Annotated in this window: 21 protein-coding genes; 17 read left to right on the top strand and 4 right to left on the bottom strand. The window is 64.2% G+C overall.

The features are described 5' to 3' along the window. Positions 1-45 precede the first annotated feature (45 nt). The 6 genes from ABIA90_RS33535 to ABIA90_RS33510 all read left to right on the top strand — a co-directional run bounded on the left by ABIA90_RS33535 (position 46) and on the right by ABIA90_RS33510 (position 4,293). Positions 46-741: a PspA/IM30 family protein gene (locus ABIA90_RS33535; protein WP_354120797.1), complete on the top strand. Its 696-nt coding sequence runs from the start codon at positions 46-48 to the stop codon at positions 739-741. A 40-nt stretch (positions 742-781) separates the two neighbouring features. Continuing rightward, the gene (locus ABIA90_RS33530) at positions 782-1,057 is read left to right on the top strand and encodes a YiaA/YiaB family inner membrane protein (RefSeq protein WP_014491840.1); all 276 of its coding nucleotides are present in this window, start codon (positions 782-784) and stop codon (positions 1,055-1,057) included. A gap of 275 nt (positions 1,058-1,332) precedes the next feature. Beyond that, on the top strand, positions 1,333-2,394 hold the full coding sequence (locus ABIA90_RS33525) for an amidohydrolase family protein (RefSeq protein WP_354120798.1): 1,062 nt from the start codon (positions 1,333-1,335) through the stop codon (positions 2,392-2,394). A gap of 71 nt (positions 2,395-2,465) precedes the next feature. Next, positions 2,466-3,578, top strand: a complete 1,113-nt coding sequence (locus tag ABIA90_RS33520) for an amidohydrolase family protein (protein ID WP_354120799.1) — start codon at positions 2,466-2,468, stop codon at positions 3,576-3,578. 21 nt (positions 3,579-3,599) lie between these two features. After that, positions 3,600-4,013: a Rieske (2Fe-2S) protein gene (locus ABIA90_RS33515; RefSeq protein WP_282521892.1), complete on the top strand. Its 414-nt coding sequence runs from the start codon at positions 3,600-3,602 to the stop codon at positions 4,011-4,013. A 73-nt stretch (positions 4,014-4,086) separates the two neighbouring features. Then, the gene (locus ABIA90_RS33510; protein ID WP_014491844.1) at positions 4,087-4,293 is read left to right on the top strand and encodes a hypothetical protein; all 207 of its coding nucleotides are present in this window, start codon (positions 4,087-4,089) and stop codon (positions 4,291-4,293) included. Between the two features lie 159 nt (positions 4,294-4,452). Here the strand turns inward: ABIA90_RS33510 and ABIA90_RS33505 are convergent, their stop codons facing one another. Continuing rightward, the gene (locus ABIA90_RS33505; protein ID WP_354120800.1) at positions 4,453-5,298 is read right to left on the bottom strand and encodes an SDR family NAD(P)-dependent oxidoreductase; all 846 of its coding nucleotides are present in this window, start codon (positions 5,296-5,298) and stop codon (positions 4,453-4,455) included. Between the two features lie 183 nt (positions 5,299-5,481). Between ABIA90_RS33505 and ABIA90_RS33500 the strand changes: the two genes are divergently transcribed. The 4 genes from ABIA90_RS33500 (at position 5,482) to ABIA90_RS33485 (ending at position 10,068) form a co-directional block, all read left to right on the top strand. Continuing rightward, complete coding sequence (locus ABIA90_RS33500; RefSeq protein WP_135214800.1) at positions 5,482-6,978, top strand: aldehyde dehydrogenase family protein; 1,497 nt, start codon at positions 5,482-5,484, stop codon at positions 6,976-6,978. A 208-nt stretch (positions 6,979-7,186) separates the two neighbouring features. Continuing rightward, positions 7,187-8,050 (top strand): outer membrane protein, encoded by an 864-nt coding sequence (locus ABIA90_RS33495; RefSeq protein ID WP_354120801.1) that lies wholly within the window; start codon positions 7,187-7,189, stop codon positions 8,048-8,050. 157 nt (positions 8,051-8,207) lie between these two features. Beyond that, entirely contained in the window at positions 8,208-9,335 is a 1,128-nt protein-coding gene (locus tag ABIA90_RS33490) for an alkene reductase (RefSeq protein ID WP_354120802.1), read from the top strand. 226 nt (positions 9,336-9,561) lie between these two features. Next, on the top strand, positions 9,562-10,068 hold the full coding sequence (locus ABIA90_RS33485; protein ID WP_354120803.1) for a GFA family protein: 507 nt from the start codon (positions 9,562-9,564) through the stop codon (positions 10,066-10,068). Here the strand turns inward: ABIA90_RS33485 and ABIA90_RS33480 are convergent. After that, entirely contained in the window at positions 10,022-10,564 is a 543-nt protein-coding gene (locus ABIA90_RS33480; RefSeq protein ID WP_354120804.1) for a TfoX/Sxy family protein, read from the bottom strand. The genes ABIA90_RS33485 and ABIA90_RS33480 overlap by 47 nt on opposite strands. 40 nt (positions 10,565-10,604) lie before the next feature. Here ABIA90_RS33480 and ABIA90_RS33475 point away from each other — a divergent pair, with 40 nt between their 5' ends. After that, entirely contained in the window at positions 10,605-12,266 is a 1,662-nt protein-coding gene (locus tag ABIA90_RS33475; RefSeq protein ID WP_354120805.1) for a thiamine pyrophosphate-binding protein, read from the top strand. Positions 12,267-12,495: 229 nt separating this feature from the next. On the opposite strand, the gene ABIA90_RS33470 is transcribed toward ABIA90_RS33475, so the two are convergent. Then, on the bottom strand, positions 12,496-13,875 hold the full coding sequence (locus ABIA90_RS33470) for an LLM class flavin-dependent oxidoreductase (protein ID WP_354120806.1): 1,380 nt from the start codon (positions 13,873-13,875) through the stop codon (positions 12,496-12,498). Positions 13,876-14,171: 296 nt separating this feature from the next. Between ABIA90_RS33470 and ABIA90_RS33465 the strand changes: the two genes are divergently transcribed. From ABIA90_RS33465 to ABIA90_RS33440, 6 genes are all read left to right on the top strand, one after another. After that, entirely contained in the window at positions 14,172-15,557 is a 1,386-nt protein-coding gene (locus ABIA90_RS33465; protein WP_014491853.1) for a M20 family metallopeptidase, read from the top strand. 100 nt (positions 15,558-15,657) lie between these two features. Further along, on the top strand, positions 15,658-16,569 hold the full coding sequence (locus tag ABIA90_RS33460) for an amino acid ABC transporter substrate-binding protein (protein ID WP_063985668.1): 912 nt from the start codon (positions 15,658-15,660) through the stop codon (positions 16,567-16,569). Between the two features lie 116 nt (positions 16,570-16,685). After that, a complete protein-coding gene (locus tag ABIA90_RS33455) occupies positions 16,686-17,417 on the top strand; it encodes an amino acid ABC transporter permease (RefSeq protein ID WP_354120807.1) in 732 nt (243 codons plus the stop codon). A gap of 4 nt (positions 17,418-17,421) precedes the next feature. Then, positions 17,422-18,114: an amino acid ABC transporter permease gene (locus ABIA90_RS33450; protein WP_063985666.1), complete on the top strand. Its 693-nt coding sequence runs from the start codon at positions 17,422-17,424 to the stop codon at positions 18,112-18,114. Between the two features lie 12 nt (positions 18,115-18,126). Beyond that, a complete protein-coding gene (locus ABIA90_RS33445; RefSeq protein ID WP_014491857.1) occupies positions 18,127-18,858 on the top strand; it encodes an amino acid ABC transporter ATP-binding protein in 732 nt (243 codons plus the stop codon). A gap of 184 nt (positions 18,859-19,042) precedes the next feature. Continuing rightward, the gene (locus tag ABIA90_RS33440; RefSeq protein ID WP_354120808.1) at positions 19,043-19,903 is read left to right on the top strand and encodes a D-amino-acid transaminase; all 861 of its coding nucleotides are present in this window, start codon (positions 19,043-19,045) and stop codon (positions 19,901-19,903) included. 138 nt (positions 19,904-20,041) lie between these two features. Here the strand turns inward: ABIA90_RS33440 and ABIA90_RS33435 are convergent, their stop codons facing one another. Further along, the gene (locus ABIA90_RS33435) at positions 20,042-20,503 is read right to left on the bottom strand and encodes a carboxymuconolactone decarboxylase family protein (RefSeq protein ID WP_007615070.1); all 462 of its coding nucleotides are present in this window, start codon (positions 20,501-20,503) and stop codon (positions 20,042-20,044) included. Positions 20,504-20,521 lie beyond the last annotated feature (18 nt).

Genomic DNA, 20,521 nt, shown 5'->3' with positions numbered 1-20,521 from the left:
TGTTACAAACCATCTGTGAGCAACGCTCATAACAGGGAGCGGCAAATGTTCAAGACCGTAGTGACACTTTTCCGCGGCAGCGTGGCGGCCGCCGGCGAGGAGCTGGAAGACCGGACGGCCCTTCTGATCCTCGACCAGCAGATGCGCGATGCGGCGGCCGCCGTCGAGCGCAGCAAGCGGACGCTGGCGCTGGCGATCGCCCAGGACCAGCAGGAAGGCCGCAAGCTCGAAGCGACCGTCGCCCGCATCGCCGACCTCGAGACCCGTGCGGTTGCGGCGCTCGACGGTGGCCGCGAGGACCTCGCCAAGGATGCCGCCGAAGCCATCGCTGGCCTGGAGGCCGATCGCGATGCGGCGATGACCGCACGCGCATTGTTCGCGACCGAGATCATCAGGCTGAAGCGCCATGTCGCAAGCGCGCAGGCCCGCATCACCGAGCTCGATCGCGGCCGTCGTGTTGCCCGTGCCTCGGAAGCAGTGCGCTCGCTTCGCCGCAGCGGCATCGAGGCGGCACGCCCTTACGAATCCACGCTGCCGGAAGCGGAGAGCACCTTGAGGCGCCTGCGCGACCGGCAAATGGAAGCCCAGGCCGCTGACGACGCGCTGGTCGAGCTCGATGCGGCCAGCGGTCCGCTCGACACCGCCGAACGGCTCGCCGAGCAGGGCTTCGGCCCCCGGCTCAAGACGACCGCGGACGACGTGCTGGCGCGGTTGAAGTCCAAGCGCATGCCGACTGCCTGAACTCAAACCCGATCATCATTCGAACCAACAGGAGACCATCATGAACCAGAACGGCCAGCCCCACAGCAGCGCCTGGGTGACCTTCACTTACGCGTCCTTCGCAGCCTCCGCGTTCCTCGTCGCCATCGGCATCTTCTTCCTGCCGATCGATCTCTGGATGAAGGGCTATCTCACGATGGGCATCGTGATGCTGATCCAGACCTGCATCACCCTGACCAAGACGGTGCGCGACAATCACGAGAGCAGCCGGCTGGTGAACCGCATCGAGGATGCCAAGGCCGAGCGCCTGCTGATGGAAGTGTCCAAGGCGGCCTGAGGCGAGAGCGCATATAAGCGCAAAGCTACCTGCAATATGGAGCGGAGGATGCCCCGGCATCCACCGCTCGCGCCGTGAGACCATCCACCCTCGAGCGGTCGCCCCGTTCGGCGATCGCGGATCTTCGTATCGCGCCTGCGAAATGCAACCGAGCCATGACGGATCGCGCGGGCGGGCGACCTTGCGCGCCAGCGCGGGCAGGGGCACTCTGCGCAAGCGGCGCACAAGAACGCCGCCAATAAGATGTGCTTACAAGATCCCGGCGAGGAAGCTTCATGGCGGTGACGCGGATCGACTGCGATATCCACCCGGCGGTTGGTGGCACGCGTACGACGCTGCTTCCCTATCTCAGCGATCACTGGAAAGAGCAGGTCGTGAGCCGCGCCATCGACGGGCTCGATCTCACCTCCTATCCGCCGAGCATGCCGCTCACCGGCCGTGCCGACTGGCGGCCGGCCAATGGCGCCAAGCCCGGCTCCGATCTCGCCATGGTGCAGAAGGGCGCGTTCGAGCAGTTGGGTGCGAGCCACGCGATCCTCAACGTGCTCTACGGCGCGCAGGCCGTGTTCGATGCCTACATGGCGGCCGACTTCTGCAAGGCGATCAATGACTGGATCGCCGCCGAATGGCTGTCGCGCGATCCTCGCCTGCGTGCCTCCATCGTGGTGCCGATGCAGGACCCGGATCTGGCGATCGAGGAGATCGAGCGCCGCGCCGGCGACAATCGTTTCGTCTCCATCCTGGTGTTGGCGCAGGGCGAGACGCTGCTGGGACGGCGGCATTACTGGCCGGTGTACCGCCTCGCCGAGAAATACAAGCTGCCGCTCGCGATCCATGCCGGCACGCAATATCGCCAGGCGCCGAGCTCGGCCGGCTGGCCGTCGCACCGCTACGAATACTACTTCGTCGAGGCGCAGGCGTTTCAGGCGCAGATCCTGAGCCTGATCTATGAGGGCGTGTTCGGCAAGTTTCCAAACCTGAAGGTCGTGCTGATGGAGTCCGGCGTGAGCTGGCTGCCGGCCTTCATGTGGCGCGCCAACAAGACCTGGCGAGGCGTCCACGTCGAAGTGCCCTGGGTCGAACGCGAGCCGGCCGCGATCATCCGCGACAATTTTCGCGTGACCATGCAGCCCTTCGATGCGCCGGGCGACGCCAAAAGCGTCGAGGAGATCATTGACCAGATCGGCTCGGAAAAGATGTTCTTGTTCGCGTCCGACTATCCGCACTGGCAGTTCGACGGCGACGATCCGATCCCGCCGAACCTGCCGAAGAGCATCATCGCGAAGACGTGCGTCGACAATCCGCTGGAAACGTTTCCGCGGTTGTCGATCAACTGACGCATGATCCGGAAAAGTGGGTACCGGTTTTCCGATAAGATCAAGCGCAAACAAAAAGTTTGGAGGATCGCATGAGTGACGTCATCGACCGCCCGCTGCTCGACGAAGAAAAGCCCGCCGCCTCGCGGTTGCGCATCGTCGATTGCGACGTGCATCCGAGCCTGCGCTCGACCGACGACCTCAACGAGTTCCTGCCGAAACGCTGGCAGCAGCATCTGAAGGAATATGGCAGCCATCTGCGCACGCCCTATCTCTTCACCACGCCCTATCCGCGTTCCTCGCCGCTGATCGCACGGCGCGATGCCTGGCCGCCGACCGGGGGGCCGCCGGGCTCCGACCTTGCCTTCATGCAGAAGCAGCATCTCGATCCGCTCGATGTCGAGTTCGGGATTCTGCAGGTGCTCGATCTTTTCATCTTCTCGCAGCAGAACCTGGAGTTCGGCGCCGCGATCCAGCGCGCCATCAACGACTGGCAGCTTGCGTTCTGGTCGCATCGTGATCCGCGCCTGAAGGCCTCGATCCTGGTCGGGCAGGACGGCGTGGATCTCGCCATCGCCGAGATCGAGCGCTGCGCCAAGGTCGGTGAGTATGTCCAGATCAACGTCTCGCCGCGCGCCAACGAGCCGCTCGGCCGCCGTCGCTACTGGCCGATCTACGAGCGTGCCGAGGCGCTGGACCTGCCGCTCGGCATCCATGTTGGCGGCTATGGCGGCCATGCGCCGACCGGTGGTGGCTGGCCGTCCTATTATGTCGAGGAGCACCAGTCCAACGCGCACACCATCGCGGCGCAGCTCGCGAGCCTCGTGATCGAAGGCGTGCCGGAGCGGTTTCCAAAGCTGAAGATCGTCTTCATCGAGGGCGGCTTTGGCTGGATCCCGTCGGCGGTGTGGCGAATGGACCAGCATTTCGAGCGGTTCCGCAGCGAGGTGCCTCATCTCAGGCGCAAGCCGTCGGAATATGTGCGCGAAAACTTCTGGTTCACGACGCAGCCGATCGACGAGCCCGACGAGGCGCGGCATCTGCGTTCGCTGATCGAATGGGTCGGCATCGACCGTCTTCTGTTTTCGTCGGACTATCCGCACTGGGATTTCGACGATCCGCGCTTCGCCTTCAAGACGCCGCTCTCTGAAGCCGAGCGGAAGAAGATCTTCAGCACCAACGCCCGCGCGGTCTACAAGTTCTGAGCAAAGGGATTCTGAAGGGATATGGCCCGTCACATCGTCGCGCGCACCTCGGAGATCCCGCCCGGCGGAAACAAGGTCGTCGATATCGCGGGTCGCGACATCGTCGTGTTCCACGTCAACGGCGAGTTCTTCGCGCTGTTGAACCGCTGCCCGCACGAGGGCGCTCCGCTGGAGAAGGCCGCTTGCGTGGCGCGGCTGACCTCGCCCGAGCCCGGCGTCTATGAGCGCTCGCGCGTCGGCGAGATGCTGCGCTGTCCCTGGCACGGCTGGGAATTCGACATGCGCAACGGCCAGTCCTGGTTCGATCCGAAACGGGTCAAGATCCGGTCCTATCCGGTCGCGGTGGAACGTGGCGAAGAGTTGCAGAAGGGCCCGTATGTAGCCGAGACGTTTCCGGTGCATGTCGAAGACAGCTATGTGATTGTCGAGGTCTGAGCCGGCATTGCCGATTGAGATTCGAACGCAGGTGCGTTATGGCTCTCGCGCTTTCCAGAGGCGGAGATGAGCTTTGTCGAAACAATCCCTGCGTGAGGAGGCCGAGCGCCTGATCCGCGAATCGATGGAAAAGAAGACCATCGTCGTCAAGCAGGGCTCGACCCGCATCGAGGCCGTCTGCGGCAAGTGCGGCGCGCCGAACCGGGTGCAGGCTGAAAAAGGCCAGAGCCGGGTCAAGTTCGCCTGCAAGAATTGCGGGCATCAGCAGGAGACGCTGTAGGGCGCTTGCGCGGTATTGCCGCGCCGCGAGGCTCTAGCTCCTCATCCTGAGGAGCCCGCTGAAAGCGGGCGTGTCGAAGGATAGAGGCCGAACTGTCGCAGTGGGGCCTTCATGGTTCGAGACGCGCGTTCCGCGCTCCTCACCATGAGGGTCTGATAGTCACTCCCCCTTCACGAACTTCGCGAACGCGTCGGCATAGTCCGGGTGCCAGCGCGACAGCGGCGGGCGGTTCTCGACGATGTCTCCTGCCGCCCACAGCATCCGCTTCTCGTCGAGCGCGCGCGGCACGTCGTTGTCTGGACACAGGATGTAGAAGTCGCCGGCCTCCAGCCGCGCCAGCATGAAATCCACGGTCTGCTCAGCCGTCCAGGCCCCGGCCGGCTTTTCGATGCGGCCCTTCGCGGTCAGGCCGGTGAAGACGAAGCCGGGGATCAGCAGATGCGCGGTGATGCGGCAGTCCTTCGTGTTGCGCAGCTCGTGCTGGAGCGCTTCCGTAAAAGCCTTCACGCCGGCCTTGGAGACGTTGTAGGCGGGATCGCCGGGCGGCGTGGTGATGCCTTGCTTGGAGCCGGTGTTGATGATCAGCCCGGCCTTGCCGCGCGCGATCATGCCGGGTGCGAAGATGCGCGAGCCGTTGATGATGCCCCACATGTTGACGCCGATGATGCGCTGCCAGTTGTCGGGCTCGCCGAACAGCGTGCTGCCCGGCTGGATGCCGGCATTGTTCATGAGGATGTCGGTGCCGCCGAAGCGCTCGCGCACGCCGCGTTCCAGTTCCGCCACGCTCTCGGCCTTGCTGACATCGACCGCGAACGTCATCACATATGTGGCAGGCGTGACGGATGACAGTTTTGTTGCAACTTCCGCCAGCCGCGCCTGATCCACATCTGCGATGCACACCTTCATGCCGGCGCGCGCGAAGGCCAGCGCGGCAGCCAATCCGATACCGGATGCGCCGCCCGTGATCACGGCGACATTGTCTTTGACGATGGCGGAATGTGGCATGGCTGGTCTCCGGGGAAGGGCTCGGTCGAGCTATAACATGGCACTCGCGCGACCCTGCACAAGTCGGCATGGGAGATCTTCGTTCCACGCCGCCTTTACGCCTTTCCGGCGGCGCTGTATTCTATTCGACCTAACGATCCCGCCCAGATCGAACCAATCAATCATTTGACAGGGAGTGCAGCCATGGCTGTGTCGCAGGCTATTCCGATCACGCGCCATCCGTTCGCCAACGGGTCCTACAAGCAGATGCTGATCGACGGGAAGTGGGTCGATGCTGCCTCAGGCAAGCGCTTCGAGACCCACAACCCCGCCACCGGCGAATTGCTGGCGACGGTCGCCGAGGGCGACAAGGAAGACATCGACCGTGCGGTCGCCGCCGCTCGCCGTGCCTTCGAAGGCCCCTGGAGCAAAGTCAAACCGTTCGAGCGGCAGAACCTGCTGCTCAAGCTCGCCGACCTCGTCGAGAAGAATTTCGACGAATTGTCGCAGCTCGACACGCTCGACATGGGCGCGCCGCTCAGCCGCACCCGCGCCTATCGTCTGCGCGCCGTCGGCATGCTGCGCTATTACGCCGGCCAGACCACCGCAATCCATGGCGAGACCATCGAGAACTCGCTGCCCGGCGAAATCTTCTCCTACACGCTGAAGGAGCCGATCGGCGTCGTCGGCGCCATCATTCCCTGGAACGGCCCGCTCACCGCGACGATCTGGAAGATCGGTCCTGCGATCGCGACCGGCTGCACCGTGGTGCTGAAGCCTGCCGAAGAGGCGCCGCTCACCTCGCTGCGCATCGCCGAGCTGGCGATGGAAGCCGGCATTCCGCCCGGCGTCATCAACGTCGTGCCCGGTTATGGCGAGACCGCGGGCGCCGCGCTCGCCTCGCACCACGATGTCGACAAAGTCGCTTTCACCGGCTCGCATGTCACGGGCCAGTCGATCATCCGCGCTTCGGCCGGCAACCTCAAGCGCGTCTCGCTCGAGCTCGGCGGCAAGTCGCCGGACATCGTGTTTGCCGATGCTGATCTCGATGCCGCCGTCCCCGGCGCCGCGATGGCGGTGTTCGCCAATTCCGGCCAGATCTGCAGCGCCGGCACGCGCCTGTTCGTCGAGCAGTCGGTCTACGAAGAGTTCGTCGGCCGCGTCGCCGAGTTCGGCAAGAAGCTGCAGGTCGGCAACGGCCTTGATCCCAATGTGCAGATCGGCCCGCTCGTGTCCGAGGAGCAACTCAAGCGCGTCACCGGCTATCTCGACATCGGCCAGAAGGAAGGCGCGCGTGCGCTCGCCGGCGGTGGCCGTGTCACCGAAGGCGCGCTGTCGAAGGGCTTCTTCGTCTCGCCGACGGTGTTCGCGGGCGTGCAGGACAACATGCGCATCGCGCAGGAGGAGATTTTTGGTCCCGTCATCTCCGCGATCGCGTTCAAGGACATGGACGAGCTGGTCAAGCGCGCCAACAACACCACGTTCGGCCTCGGCTCGGGCCTGTGGACGCGCGACGTCAGCAAGGCCCATGCGGTCGCGAAGAGTTTGCGCGCCGGCTCGGTGTGGGTGAATTGCTACCAGGCGATGGACCCGGCCGTGCCCTTCGGCGGCTACAAGATGAGCGGCTACGGCCGCGAATCCGGCAAGCAGCATGTCGAGGAATATCTCAACGTGAAGGCCGTCTGGATCAAGACGGCGTAGGGCGTTTCTGCTGCCGCGTCCGGGTTTCAGCGGCTGATCTTGCTTGCGGCGACGAGAGGCTGCTTGCGACGACCAGAAGTTGTTGCCCGGACGCTACAAGCGTTTTTGAAACGGCTGTTGTCCGCGATCTCGCAAGGATTGTTATCCCATTTCGAACGTCGGCCCGTTACTGCTGGTCAACGTCAATGCTCGGGTTGGGATATCGAGAATGCTTCGCTTCACTTCGATCATGCTTGTGGCTTTGGGCGTCGCCTCGGCGCAGCCCGCGGTCGCAGCCGATATCGTCGCGCGTGCGCCGCTCTACAAGGCGCCGCAATTGCCCGTCGCCTACAACTGGTCGGGCTTCTACGCCGGCGTGAATGTCGGATATGGCTGGAGCGATGATGCGATCAAGCTCGCGCCGCACGACCCGGTTTTCACCGCGGGTGTGCTCGACGTGGCCCTCGCGGGAGGCCTTGTCCCGCCGTCATTGGCAACAAACCCGCGTGGTGTGCTGGGCGGCGTGCAGGCCGGCTACAATGTGCAGACGGGCTCCCTGGTATGGGGCGTCGAAGCCGATATCGCGGCCGCCGGCATCAAGGGCAGTGCGACGGTCTCCCGAACCCTGCCGGTCTTTCCGGACATCATGACCAGGCAAGAGCAGAAGGTCGACTGGTTGGGGACCGTGCGCGGCCGGATCGGTGCCACCGTTACACCCGACCTGATGCTCTACGCGACCGGCGGTCTTGCCTATGGACATGTCAAGGCGTCGACGTCGATCGTGGATCCCACGCTTGCGGCCGGCACGCCCTGCCTCAACGTGATCTGTGGCGCGGGGACGTCGGAAAGCTGGCGCGCGGGCTGGGCCGTCGGCGGTGGCGGCGAGTACCGCTTTGCGTCGAGCTGGAGCGTCAAGCTCGAATATCTCTATTATGATCTCGGCAGCGAGAAATACACTTTCTTCAATCCGCTGTTCCCGTTCACTCCGGGCCCCGCGCGTGGCTTTGACGCAACCGCGGATTTCACCGGCCACATCGCGCGGGTCGGCTTGAACTACAAGTTCGGCTCGGGCCCGGTCGTCGCGAAATACTGATCCGCCGTTCTGGACGGACAGCAAGCCCCGGGCCCGGCCCGGGGCTTTTTGCTTCTGCCGCATCTTTCGGCTGGCCAGCCATCCACCCAAGCGGCTTCCGGGCTACCACGCTTTCTCATATGATCCCCGTCCTCTCATCGATCATTCCGGGGATCACATGAAATTCGAGGCGTTGTTCAAACCGTTGCAGGTCGGTCCGTACAAGCTGGCGCATCGCGTCGCGTTGGCGCCGCTGACGCGCATGCGCGCCGAGCGCGAGAGCTTCTCGCCGCGGCCGCTCAACGCCGAATATTACGGTCAGCGCGCCACGCAAGGCGGCTTGATCATCGCTGAAGCGTCCCCCGTGCTCTCGCATGGCCGCGGCAACCCCGCGACGCCCGGCATCTATTCGGAGGCGCAGATCGCCGGCTGGCGCAAGGTGACGGATGCCGTGCACGCCAAGGGCGGCATCATCTTCCTCCAGCTCTGGCATGTCGGCCGCGTCTCGCATTCATCCTTCCACGGCGGTGAGCCGCCGGTCTCGGCTTCGGCGATTGCGATCAAGGCCGAAGGCATGAAGGCGATGACCGCCGACGGCAAGATTTCTGATTACGAGACCCCGCGCGCGCTGGAGACCGACGAGGTCAAGGGCATCGTCGAGGCCTTCCGGCAGGGCGCCAAGAACGCGCTCGCCGCCGGCTTCGACGGCGTCGAGATCCACGGCGCCAACGGCTACCTGCTCGAGCAGTTTTTGCAGTCGCGCAGCAACCAGCGCACCGATCAGTATGGCGGCGGAATCGAGAACCGCGCGCGGCTTCTGCTCGAAGTCACGCAGGCCGCCATCGACGTCTGGGGCGCGAACCGCGTCGGCGTCCGGCTGTCGCCCCACGGCATCGCCAATGATTCCGGTGAGCCCGATCCGATGCCGCTTTACACGCACGTCGTGAAGGCGATCGACAAGCTCGGCCTTGCCTATCTTCACTTCATCGAGCCGCGCTCCAGCGGCGCCGGCCGTGCCGACGTCCACTGGGAGAACGTGCCCTCCGCAATGGTGCTGTTCCGCCCGCTCTACAGCGGCGTGCTGATGACCGCCGGCGGCTTCACCGGCGAGACCGCGAATGCGGCGATCGCCGACGGCCACGCCGACATCATCGCCTTCGGCCGCATCTTCATCTCCAACCCCGATCTGCCGCGCCGCCTTCGGCGCGACTATCCGATCACGCCGTATAACCGCGCGACGTTCTACGGCGGCGAGGAGAAGGGGTATACGGATTACCCGGTGTATGACGAGCTCGCGACGGCGTAGAGACCTTCGTAGCCCGGATGGAGCGCAGCGAAATCCGGGTTTCTCACCTCGCCGATAGACTTCCCCGGATTGCGCTTCGCTCCATCCGGGCTACAGGTCTATATTCGTAGCTCCGACGAGCCCACAAACTCCGTCATTGCGAGCGTAGCGAAGCAATCCAGAGTCTTTCCGCAGAGGCAGTCTGGATTGCTTCGCTGCGCTCGCAATGACGACGGAAGGACCTACCATGGCCAAAGCCGCAGCCGCCGCAGGAACCGCCACCGGCCAATGCCTCTGCGGCAAGGTCACCTTCGAGATCGACGTCCCCGCGCGTTGGGCCTGGCATGACCATTCTGCCAGTAGCCGCCGCGCCCACGGCGCGGCCTATGCGACCTATGTCGGAAGCTGGAAGAAGCGCTTTCGCATCACCTCGGGGAAAACCGCGCTCGCCCGCTACGAGGACAAGGCCACCAGGACCGCGCGCAGCTTCTGTGCCCATTGCGGCACGCCGATCGCGTACGAGCGGCCGCGCGGACCGCACATGGTCAACATCCCCCGCGCCCTGTTCAACGAGCGCACCGGCCGCCAGCCGCTCTATCACATCGCGATCGAAGAGCTTCAGGAATGGGCCTATACCGGCGAGCCGCTGGTGCCGCTGAAGGGCTTTCCCGGTGTGGTCTGGCAGCGCTCGAAAAAGAAGAAGCGCGCTAGCGGCGAAGACCCTTTCGAGCTCGGTCGCGAGGAGGTGCTTTAGCCTTGGCGGCGACCTTGGTCTTGGCCGCAACAGCCTTCCGCGGCGCCGCTTTGCGTCCCGTGGCATTCGCCGCCACGAAGTCGAGCCCGCGCTTGACCCATTTTTTCAGCTCGGCATCGCTCTGATAGCCGTCCGGCGCGACGCGCACGAAGCCGGTCATGATGCGCCCGCGCATTTCCATCGGGCTGGTGTGCGGCTCCTGCAGCATGCGTGCATGCGCTTCCGGGCCGACGCGGATCAGCATGCCGCCGCGCCCGCTTACGGTGCAGCACATGGTGTTGTTCACCATGAAGCAGAGGCCGCCCATCATCTTCTTTTCCGCGACGTCTCGCTGACCCGCCAGCAATTTGCGCACCCGCGCCGCGGTGTTCTCGTCATAGGCCATCGCGTTTCCCCGTGCAGGCTTACGCCCGAGCATGTTCCCAGCTTGCCCGCGCCGACGCAAGTCTGCCATGACGGCGCTTCCTTGCGTGCCTCGGCCAAGTTCGGCCATCATGACTCACCTTGCGGCAGCGCCCGCGGGGCCTGGAGGAAACATGAAGAACAAGATTACCGGCCGCTCCGCTTTTCTCGCGCTGCTCAAGGACGAGGGCATCACCCATCTGTTCGGCAATCCCGGCACCACCGAGCTGCCGATCATGCATGCGCTGAAGGACCATCCTGATCTCACCTATGTGATGGCCATGCAGGAGAGCCTGGTGGTGGCGATCGCGGATGGCTACAGCCGCGCCTCCGGCAAGCTCGTCGCCTGCAACGTCCATGTCGCGCCGGGGCTCGGCAACGCGATGGGCTCGCTCTACAACGCCCAGTTCACGGGCACGCCGATGATCCTGACCGCCGGCCAGCAGGAGCAGGGCCACGGCCTGATGGAGCCGGTGCTTTATGGCCCGCTGGTGCGGATGGCCGAGCCGCTCGTGAAATGGGCGGTCGAGGTGACGCGGCTGGAAGATCTGCCGCGCATCGTGCGCCGCGCCGCCAAGGTCGCGATGACGCCACCGACCGGGCCGGTGTTCATCTCGCTGCCGGGCGACATCCTCAACAGCGAGGCCGGCATCGATCTCGGCCGCTCCACCCGGATCGACGCCCGCGTAAAGCCGTCGGACGAGGCGCTGAAGGCGTTTGCCGCGCGGCTGCTCAAGGCGGAACGTCCCGTCATCGTCACCATGGACGAGGTGGTCAAGAGCGATGCGCTGAAGGAGGCCGCCGAACTCGCCGAGCTGCTTGGTGCGGCCGCCTATCAGTCCTCGACGCCCTATGGCTCGCATTTCCTCTCGGAAAGCCCGAGCTTCCTCGGCACGCTGGCCCGCGTGCAGAAGGCCGCGCGCGACACGCTTGCGCCTTATGACCTCCTGATCGCACTCGGTGGCGATCCCTTGCGGATGTCGGTCTATAGCGAGGTCGATGCGCTGCCTGACGGACTCGGCATCGTGCAGATCGGCCTCGTCGATTGGGAGATCGCCAAGAACTACGGGGCTGAAATCGCGCTGAAGGCGGATCTGAAGGAAACGCTGCGGGCGCTGATCCCGGTGCTGAAGGAGATGGGCGGCGCTGCGCTGGCAAGCCGCGCAAAGCAGCGCCTCGCCGAGCTCGCGCCGAAGAACTGGACCGCGCGGCGTGCTGCGCTGGTCGAGCAGATCGGCAAGACCGCCGGCCGCAGCCCGATCGATCCGGACTTCCTGGTGCTGCAAATGGTCGAGGCCATGCCCGATCATGCGATCCTCGTCGACGAAGGGCTCACCTCGAGCCGCCAGATCACGGCGCTGCGTCCGCACCGCGACCGCTTCGGCTATCATGGGCTTGCCTCCGGCGGCATCGGCTGGGGCCTGCCGGCCTCCGTCGGCGCCAGCATCGCCAATCCGGATCGCCCGGTGGTGTGCTTCTCCGGCGACGGCAGTGCGATGTATTCGATCCAGTCGTTGTGGACGGCGGCACATCACAAGCTGCCGCTCAACGTCGTCATCGCCAACAATGGCGGCTACCGCATCATCAAGCAGCGCCTGCTCGCTTTCCATGGCGACGACAATTACGTCGGCATGGATTTCGTCGATCCGCCGGTGGATTTCGCAGGGATCGCGAAGGCGCTCGGCTGCGAGGCGATCAAGGTGAGTGATCCGCGCGAGCTGAAGGCGACGTTGACGTCGGCGTTTGGCCGACCGGGGACTAAGCTGATCGAGGTGATGGTGGATGGGAAGGTGTAGGGCAGGGCGGCCATCGCGTCGGTGCTCGCCAGGTTCTCAGCTGTCATCGCCCGACTTGATCGGGCGATCCAGTATTCCAGAGACGGCTGTGATTCCTCGATAGGCCGCGGCGTACTGGATGCCCCGGTCCCGGCTCCGCCAAGGCTACGCCGGGGCCACAAGGGTGCTCGGCCGCCGAAGCCTTTTGGCGAAGGCGGCAAGCCGGGGCATGACAGCGTGGGTGTGGCAACTACCCCTTCTTCCCCACCCGATACCCCGCCGCCGGATGCGGCGCACCGAGCCTTGCGCGGCCGTCGCCGAACAGCTTCTCCCGCAGCGTTCCCTTTGCATATTCCGGCTTGTACCGCCCGCGCTTGGTCAGCTCCGGTACCAGCATGTCGGCGATATCCTCGAAGTCGCCGGGCGAGATCGCAAAGGCGACGTTGAGACCGTCGACGTCAGTCTTCTCGAACCAATCCTCGATCTTGTCTGCGACGCTCTCGGGCGTGCCGACCACGACCGGGCCGGCGCCGCCGATGCCGACATGCTCGATGACGTCGCGGACGGTCCAGACGCGGTCGGGGTCGCCGCGGGTGACGTTGTCGAGTGCGCTGCGGCCGGCATCGTTCTGGACGTGACGCACCTGCTGGTCGAGCTCGTAGCCGGAGAAGTCGATGCCGGTCCATCCCGACATCAGGGCCAGTGCGCCTTCCGGACTGATATGCGACCGGTAGTCGGCATACTTGGCCGCCGCTTCGGCTTCCGTGTTGCCGAGGATGATCGTCATCATGTTGAACATCAGGATTTCCGCCGGGTTGCGGCCGCGCGCAGCGGCTTCCTGGCGGATCGCGGAGACGCGCGGCCCGATGATCTTGGCCGACGGTCCCGACATGAACACGCATTCGGCGTGTTTCGCCGCGAACTGCCGCCCGCGCGGCGAGGTGCCGGCCTGGTACAGCACCGGCGTCCGCTGCGGCGACGGCTCGCTGAGGTGGATGGTGTTGTTGATGCGGTAATTCGCGCTCTCATGATTGATGCGATGAACCTTGCTCGGATCGGTGAAGATGCCGCGCGCCCGGTCGCGCAGCACGGCGTCGTCCTCCCAGCTGCCTTCCCATAGCTTGTAGACCACCTCCATATATTCGTCGGCGATGTCGTAGCGGTCGTCATGCCCGGTCTGCTTGTCCTTGCCGGCGCCGCGCGCGGCGCTGTCGAGATAGCCGGTGACGACGTTCCAGCCGATCCGTCCCTCGGTGAGATGGTCGAGCGTCGACATCCGCCGCGCGAACGGGTAGGGCGGCTCGAAGGACAGATTGCTGGTGACGCCGAAGCCGAGATTCTGCGTCACCGCTGCCATCGCCGAGAGCAGCAGCAGCGGCTCGTTCGACGGCGTCTGCGCTGCGTTGCGCAAGGCCGCGTCAGGGCTGCTGCCATAGACGTCATAGACCCCGAGCACGTCGGCCAGGAACAACCCGTCGAAGCGGCCGCGTTCCAGCGTTTTGGCAAGGTCGATCCAGTAAGGCAGGCGGTTATATTCGGCGGTGCGATCGCGCGGATGGGTCCACAGCCCGGGTGATTGATGCGCGACGCAATTCATCGCAAAGGCGTTGAGCCTGATCTGCTTGGCCATGATGATCCCCCGGCGCCCTGTACCGAGCGCTCTTCGAATGATAAACGTGCGCCTCAACTTGGCGAAGTTCTTGCATATTCTTGGCCCTTGGCAAGGGCCAAGAATAGAAAGGCTTGCGCTTGGCAAGGCCAAGATCAGCGGCGCTCCCGCTCTTGGCAAGCCAATCTCAAGAGAGCAAGAACGAAATCGCAAGAGAACTACAAGAGAACTCCAAGAACTGTCCAAGTCCCCGCCACTTTCGAAGGGCTACCTGTCTCGGGTAAGGTCCTTCGTCCCAACGCCTCGAAAAACCAGCCATGACAAGAGCCGACGCCATCGCCCGCGCCCGTGACGATTTCAAATCCGGTGCGTTCCTCACCGAGCTCGACCGCCGTGTGGCCTTCAAGACCGAAAGCCAGAACCCGTCGCGCGGCGCCGAGCTGCGCGGCTATCTGGAACAGGAGATGATGCCCTCCTTTGCTGCGCTAGACTTTACCAGCCGCATCGTCGAATCCCCGAGCGGCAAGGCGCCGTTCCTGTTCGCCGAGCATCACGAGAGCGCGTCAGCGCCAACCGTGCTGATCTACGGCCATGGTGACGTCGTCGACGGCATGGAGGGGGAGTGGCGCGACGGCCGCGATCCCTGGCGCACGACGGTTGCGGGCACGCGGCTCTATGGCCGTGGCACCGCCGACAACAAGGGCCAGCACAGCATCAACATGGCGGCACTCCGCGCGGTGCGCGAGGCCCGCGGCGGCAAGCTAGGCTTCAACGCAAAATTCATCGTCGAAATGGGCGAGGAAATCGGCTCGCCCGATCTCGGCAAGGTCTGCGACCTCAATCGCGATGCGCTCAAGGCCGATCTGTTCATGGCCTCCGACGGACCGCGCCTGTCGGCCGACCGGCCGACCTTGTTCCTGGGCTGTCGTGGCGGCATCCGCATTCATCTCGACGTCAATCTGCGCGATGGCGGCCATCATTCCGGCAATTGGGGCGGCGTGCTCGCCAACCCCGCGACCATTCTCGTCAACGCGATCTCGACGCTGGTCGACGGCCATGGCCGGCTTCAGCTCGACGCGCTGAAGCCGCCGCGGCTCACCAACCAGATCCGCAGCTATCTTGCCGACGTGCAGGTGGTGCCGACCGAGGACGAGCCGGCGCTCGCGGAGAACTGGGGCGAGGAAGGGCTGTCGGCCGCCGAGCGGCTCTATGCCTGGAACACGCTCGAAGTGCTGGCGATGTCGTCCGGTAATATCGAGAAGCCCGCGAATGCCATCCCCGGCCACGCCAATGCCGTGTTGCAACTGCGTTTCGTGGTCGGCACCAAGGTCGATGGCCTGATCGATGCGGTCCGCGCGCATCTGGTGCAAAAGGGCTTTCCGATGGTCGAGGTGCGGGCCGCCCAGAGCTTTGCGGCGTCGCGCACCGATTTCGACAGCCCCTGGATCACATGGGCGGCGGATTCGGTGAAAGAGACCACCGGCAAGGCGCCGGCCGTTTTGCCGAATTTCGGCGGCTCGCTGCCCAACGACGTGTTTTCCGAGATCCTGGGCCTGCCGACGATCTGGGTCCCGCACTCCTATCCCGGCTGCTCCCAGCATGCGCCCAATGAGCACATCCTGCTGCCATTGACCGAAGAGGCCTTGACGGTGATGGCCGGGCTGTTCTGGGATCTCGGGGAATTGCCCAAGCCATTAAGCTGAGCCATTAACCTGAGCCGCAATCCAGCCGAAAGTCACATTCTAATCCGGCCCAATCTGTGCTTGCATCCGGGCCGCATCATCCTGAAAGGGGAATAAAAAAGTGAGACATTTCCGTAGCATCGGCCTCGCGCTCGCCGCGACCTTCGCCGTCAGCCAGGCCGGGGCCCAGGAGCTGACCGGCACGCTGAAGAACATCAAGGACACCGGCGCCATCACGCTCGGCTTCCGCGATTCCTCGATCCCGTTCTCCTATCTCGACGACAACCAGAAGCCCGTCGGGTTCGCGATGGACATCTGCTACAAGATCGTCGACGCCGTGAAGAAGGAGCTCAAGCTCGACAAGCTCGAGGTCAAGCTCAATCCGGTGACTTCGGCGACCCGTATTCCGCTGATGGCCAACGGCACGATCGACCTCGAATGCGGCTCGACCACCAACAATGCCGACCGCCAGAAGCAGGTGGCCTTCACCAACACGCACTATCTGACTGCCAGCCGCTACGTCTTCAAGAAGTCGAGCGGCCTGAAGTCGATCGACGATCTCAAGGGCAAGACGGTGGTCTCCACCGCCGGCACCACCAACATCAAGCAGCTCACCGAGGCCAATGTCGCGAAGAGCCTGGGTGCCAATATCATCCCGGCCAAAGACCATGCCGAGGCCTTCCTGATGGTCGAGACCGACCGCGCGGTCGCCTTCGTGATGGACGACGTTCTGCTCGCGAGCCTCGTTGCCGGCTCGAAGACGCCGGACGACTATGTCATCTCCAAGGACGCGTTCTCCAAGCCTGAGCCCTACGGCATCATGCTGCGCAAGGACGACGCGCCGTTCAAGAAGGTGGTCGATGCAGCAACCGCTGCGCTCTACACCTCCGGCGAGGGCCTGAAAATCTACGATAAGTGGTTCACGGCCAAGATCCCGCCGAAGGGCCTCAACCTCAACACCCCGATCTCGGCCGAGCTGAAGAACGAGTTCGCGAAACCTTCGGACTCGCCGAACCCGGACGACTATAAGTAAGATATAACCTCGGTCTCCGGATCGGGATCATGTCCGGCCACTCTTGACACCAGAGTGGCCGGACATTTGCATAGGCGCCGGGACATCCATAGCTGGCGCGTTCGCGCGGGGGACACGTGAACTACCACTGGAACTGGGGAATCTTCTTCGAGCCGAACCCGATGGGGACCGGCACCTATCTCGATATGCTGCTGTCGGGACTGGTGTTGACCCTCAAGACGGCGGCGCTCGCCTGGATCATCGCGCTGATCTTCGGCTCGCTCGTCGGCGTCATGCGCACGCTGCCGTCCAAGGGCGCCTACTGGTTCGGCTTCTGCTGGGTCGAGTTCTTCCGCAACATGCCGCTGCTGGTGCAGCTGTTCCTGTGGTTCTTCGTGCTGCCGGAATTGCTGCCGAAGGCCGCCGGCCTCTGGCTGAAGCAGCTGCCGAACGCGCCGTTCTGGACGGCCGCGATCGGCATCGGCTTCTTCATGTCGGCCCGCGTCGCGATACAATTGCAGGCCGGTATCGGCTCGCTGCCGCGCGGCCAAAAAATGGCGGCGACCGCGCTCGGGCTGACCACCGCGCAAGGCTATCGCTACGTGCTGCTGCCGATGGCGTTCCGCATCATCCTGCCGCCGCTGACCTCCGAGTTCCTCAACACCATCAAGAACACGGCTGTCGCCATCACGATCGGCCTGATCGAGTTAACTGGTCAGGCGCGCTCGATGCAGGAATTCTCGTTCCAGGTGTTCGAGGCTTTCACGGCCGCGACCTTGCTCTATCTCCTTGTCAACGCCATTGTCGTGACGGCGATGCGCTTCCTCGAGCGCTGGGTCGCGATCCCCGGCTACATCACGGGGAAATAGCACCATGTTCAGCAATCTCGATTTCGAGGTCATCCGCCGCTCGCTGCCCTATCTGTTCTACGAGGGCATGACCTTCACGGTGACGCTGACGGCGCTCGCCGCCTTCGGCGGCCTGATCTTCGGCACGGCGATCGCCCTGATGCGGCTGTCCGGCTACAAGACACTCGGGCGCATCGCGGGTGTCTATGTCGACTTCATGCGCTCGCTGCCGCTGGTGCTGGTGATCTTCTGGTTCTATTTCCTGGTGCCCTATATCGGGCAGTGGGTGACCGGCGCCTCGCGTCCGATCAGCGTCGGCGCGTTCGCATCCTCGCTCATCACCTTCATCATGTTCGAGGCGGCGTACTTCTCCGAGATCATGCGCGCCGGGATCCAGTCGATCTCGCGCGGCCAGCCAGCCGCCGCCAACGCGCTCGGCCTGACTTACGCGCAGACCATGCGCTACGTCGTGCTGCCGCAGGCGTTCCGCAACATGCTGCCGGTGCTGCTGACGCAGACCATCGTGCTGTTCCAGGACACCTCGCTGGTCTATGTGCTGTCGATCCCGGACTTCCTCGGCGCGGCCAGCAAGGTCGCGCAGCGCGATGGCCGTCTGGTCGAGATGTATCTGTTTGCCGCCGTCGTCTACTTCACCATTTCCTGCATCGCGTCTTTCGGCGTTCGCCGCCTCCAGTCGCGCATCGCCATCATTCGATAGAGCGCATCGGTCATGATCGAAATCAGCCACGTCAACAAATGGTACACCCCGACCTTCCAGGTGCTGACCGACTGCACCACCAGCGTGACCAAGGGCGAGGTCGTCGTGGTCTGCGGCCCCTCGGGCTCGGGCAAGTCGACGCTGATCAAATGCGTCAATGCGCTGGAGCCGTTCCAGGAGGGCGACATCAGCGTCGACGGCACCAAAGTCAATGACCCCAAGACCAATCTGCCGAAACTGCGTTCGCGCGTCGGCATGGTGTTCCAGCATTTCGAGCTGTTCCCGCATCTGAAGATCATCGACAACCTCTGCCTCGCGCAGCAGAAGGTGCTAGGACGGTCGTCCGACACGGCTGTGGCAAAGGGTATGCAGCTCCTGGACCGCGTCGGCTTGAAGGAGCAGGCGCAGAAATTTCCGGCGCAGCTCTCCGGCGGCCAGCAGCAGCGCGTCGCGATCGCCCGCGCGCTTGCCATGGACCCGATCGTCATGCTGTTCGACGAGCCGACCTCGGCGCTCGACCCCGAGATGGTGAGCGAGGTGCTCGACGTCATGGTCGATCTCGCCCGCGAAGGCATGACCATGATGGTCGTCACCCACGAGATGGGCTTTGCCCGCAAGGTCGCTAACCGCGTCATCTTCATGGACCGCGGCGAGATCGTCGAGGACGCGGCGAAGGAGGACTTCTTCGGCAAGCCGCGCAGCGACCGCGCGCAGAAGTTCCTGTCGAAAATTTTGTCGCACTAACCTCTGCTGTCATTCCGGGACGCGCCTCTTGGCGCGGGCCCGGAATCCATAACCACCGGCCGGGGTTATGGATTCCGGGCTCGTCGCTTCGCGCCGCCCCGGCATGACGGGTTGAGGGTTTCGTGGCCCAAACAAATCCCGTATACGAACTGGCAAATTCCCCACTCCCGCCAGGAGACCTGCCTTGGACTCGATCGCCTACGTCAACGGCTTATTCGTCCCGCTCTCGGACGCCAAAATCTCGGTGCTTGATCGCGGCTTCCTGTTCGCCGACGGCATCTACGAGGTCTCGGCCGTGCTCGACGGCAAGCTAGTCGACAATGCTTCGCACCTGACGCGCCTGGAGCGCTCGGTCGGCGAGATCAAGCTGAAGTTGCCGGAGACGGTCGAGCGCATCACCGAGCTCCAGAAGGAGCTGATCGCGCGCAACAAGGTCGAGAACGGCCTCGTCTATCTCCAGGTCACGCGCGGCGCCGACAAGGGCCGCGACTTCGCCTTTCCCAAGGGCGACGTCAAGTCGAGCCTGGTGATGTTCACCTCCGAGAAGGACATCATCAACGCCGCCTCGGCCAAGACCGGCATCAACGTGATCACGGTGCCCGACATCCGCTGGGAACGGCGCGACATCAAGAGCGTGGCACTGCTCGCGCAGGTTCTGGCGAAGCAGGCCGCGGCCGAAGCCGGCGCCGGCGAGGCCTGGATGCTGGAAGACGGCTACGTCACCGAGGGCGGCTCGTCCTCGGCGTTCATCCTGACCAAGGACGACGTCATCGTGACCCGCAAGAACTCCAACGCGATCCTGCCGGGCTGCACCCGCAAGGCCGTTGTGGCGCTCGCCGAAGAGCGTCAGCTCCGCGTCGAGGAACGTTCCTTCACGGTCGCCGAGGCGCTCGACGCCAAGGAAGCCTTCGCCACCTCGGCGTCGCTGTTCGTCCAGCCGGTGGTTGCGATCGACGGCAAGAAGGTCGGCGACGGCAAGCCCGGTCCGATGGCCTCGCGGCTGCGGGAGATCTATATCGAGTTCGCCAAGGCGACGGCGGTTTAAGCCACACACTCCGCTATCGTAGGGTGGGCAAAGCGAAGCGTGCCCACCATTCCTTCAGCGAAGGCGTCAGAAGACGTGGGCACGGCGCAAGTGCGCCTTTGCCCGCCCTACGAGATTTACCCGAGAGGAAGCGCCGTCCTACGCCACCGACGCCTTCACCTTCACCGGATGCACCGCGCGGAACGCGATCGCGATCCGGTTCCAGGCATTGATCGCCCCGATCAGCATCGTCAGGTTCACCGTCTCCGCATCGGAGAATTGCGCGCGGACCTGCTCGTAGACGTCGTCCGGCGCGTGGGTCTCGGAGATCAGCGTCACTGATTCCGTCCAGGCCAGCGCGGCACGCTCGCGATCGGTATAGAGCGGGGATTCCCGCCAGGCGTTGAGCAGATAGATGCGCTGTTCGGTCTCGCCGCGCTTGCGGGCGTCCTCGGTGTGCATGTTGATGCAGAAGGCGCAGCCGTTGATCTGCGACGCCCGGATCTTGACGAGCTCGATCAGCGATTTCTCGAGTCCCGTGGACTGGATCTGCTCCTCCAGCGCCATCAGCGCCTTCATCGTGTCGGGGGCGGCCTGGTAGAAGTTCATGCGGGGTTTCATGGTCGTTCTCCTTTGCTT

The sequence above is a fragment of the Bradyrhizobium sp. LA6.8 genome (assembly GCF_040547935.1).
GTDB lineage: Bacteria > Pseudomonadota > Alphaproteobacteria > Rhizobiales > Xanthobacteraceae > Bradyrhizobium > Bradyrhizobium barranii.
Note: the sequence above shows the minus strand (reverse complement) of the source record. Positions and strands in the feature narration are given on the sequence as shown.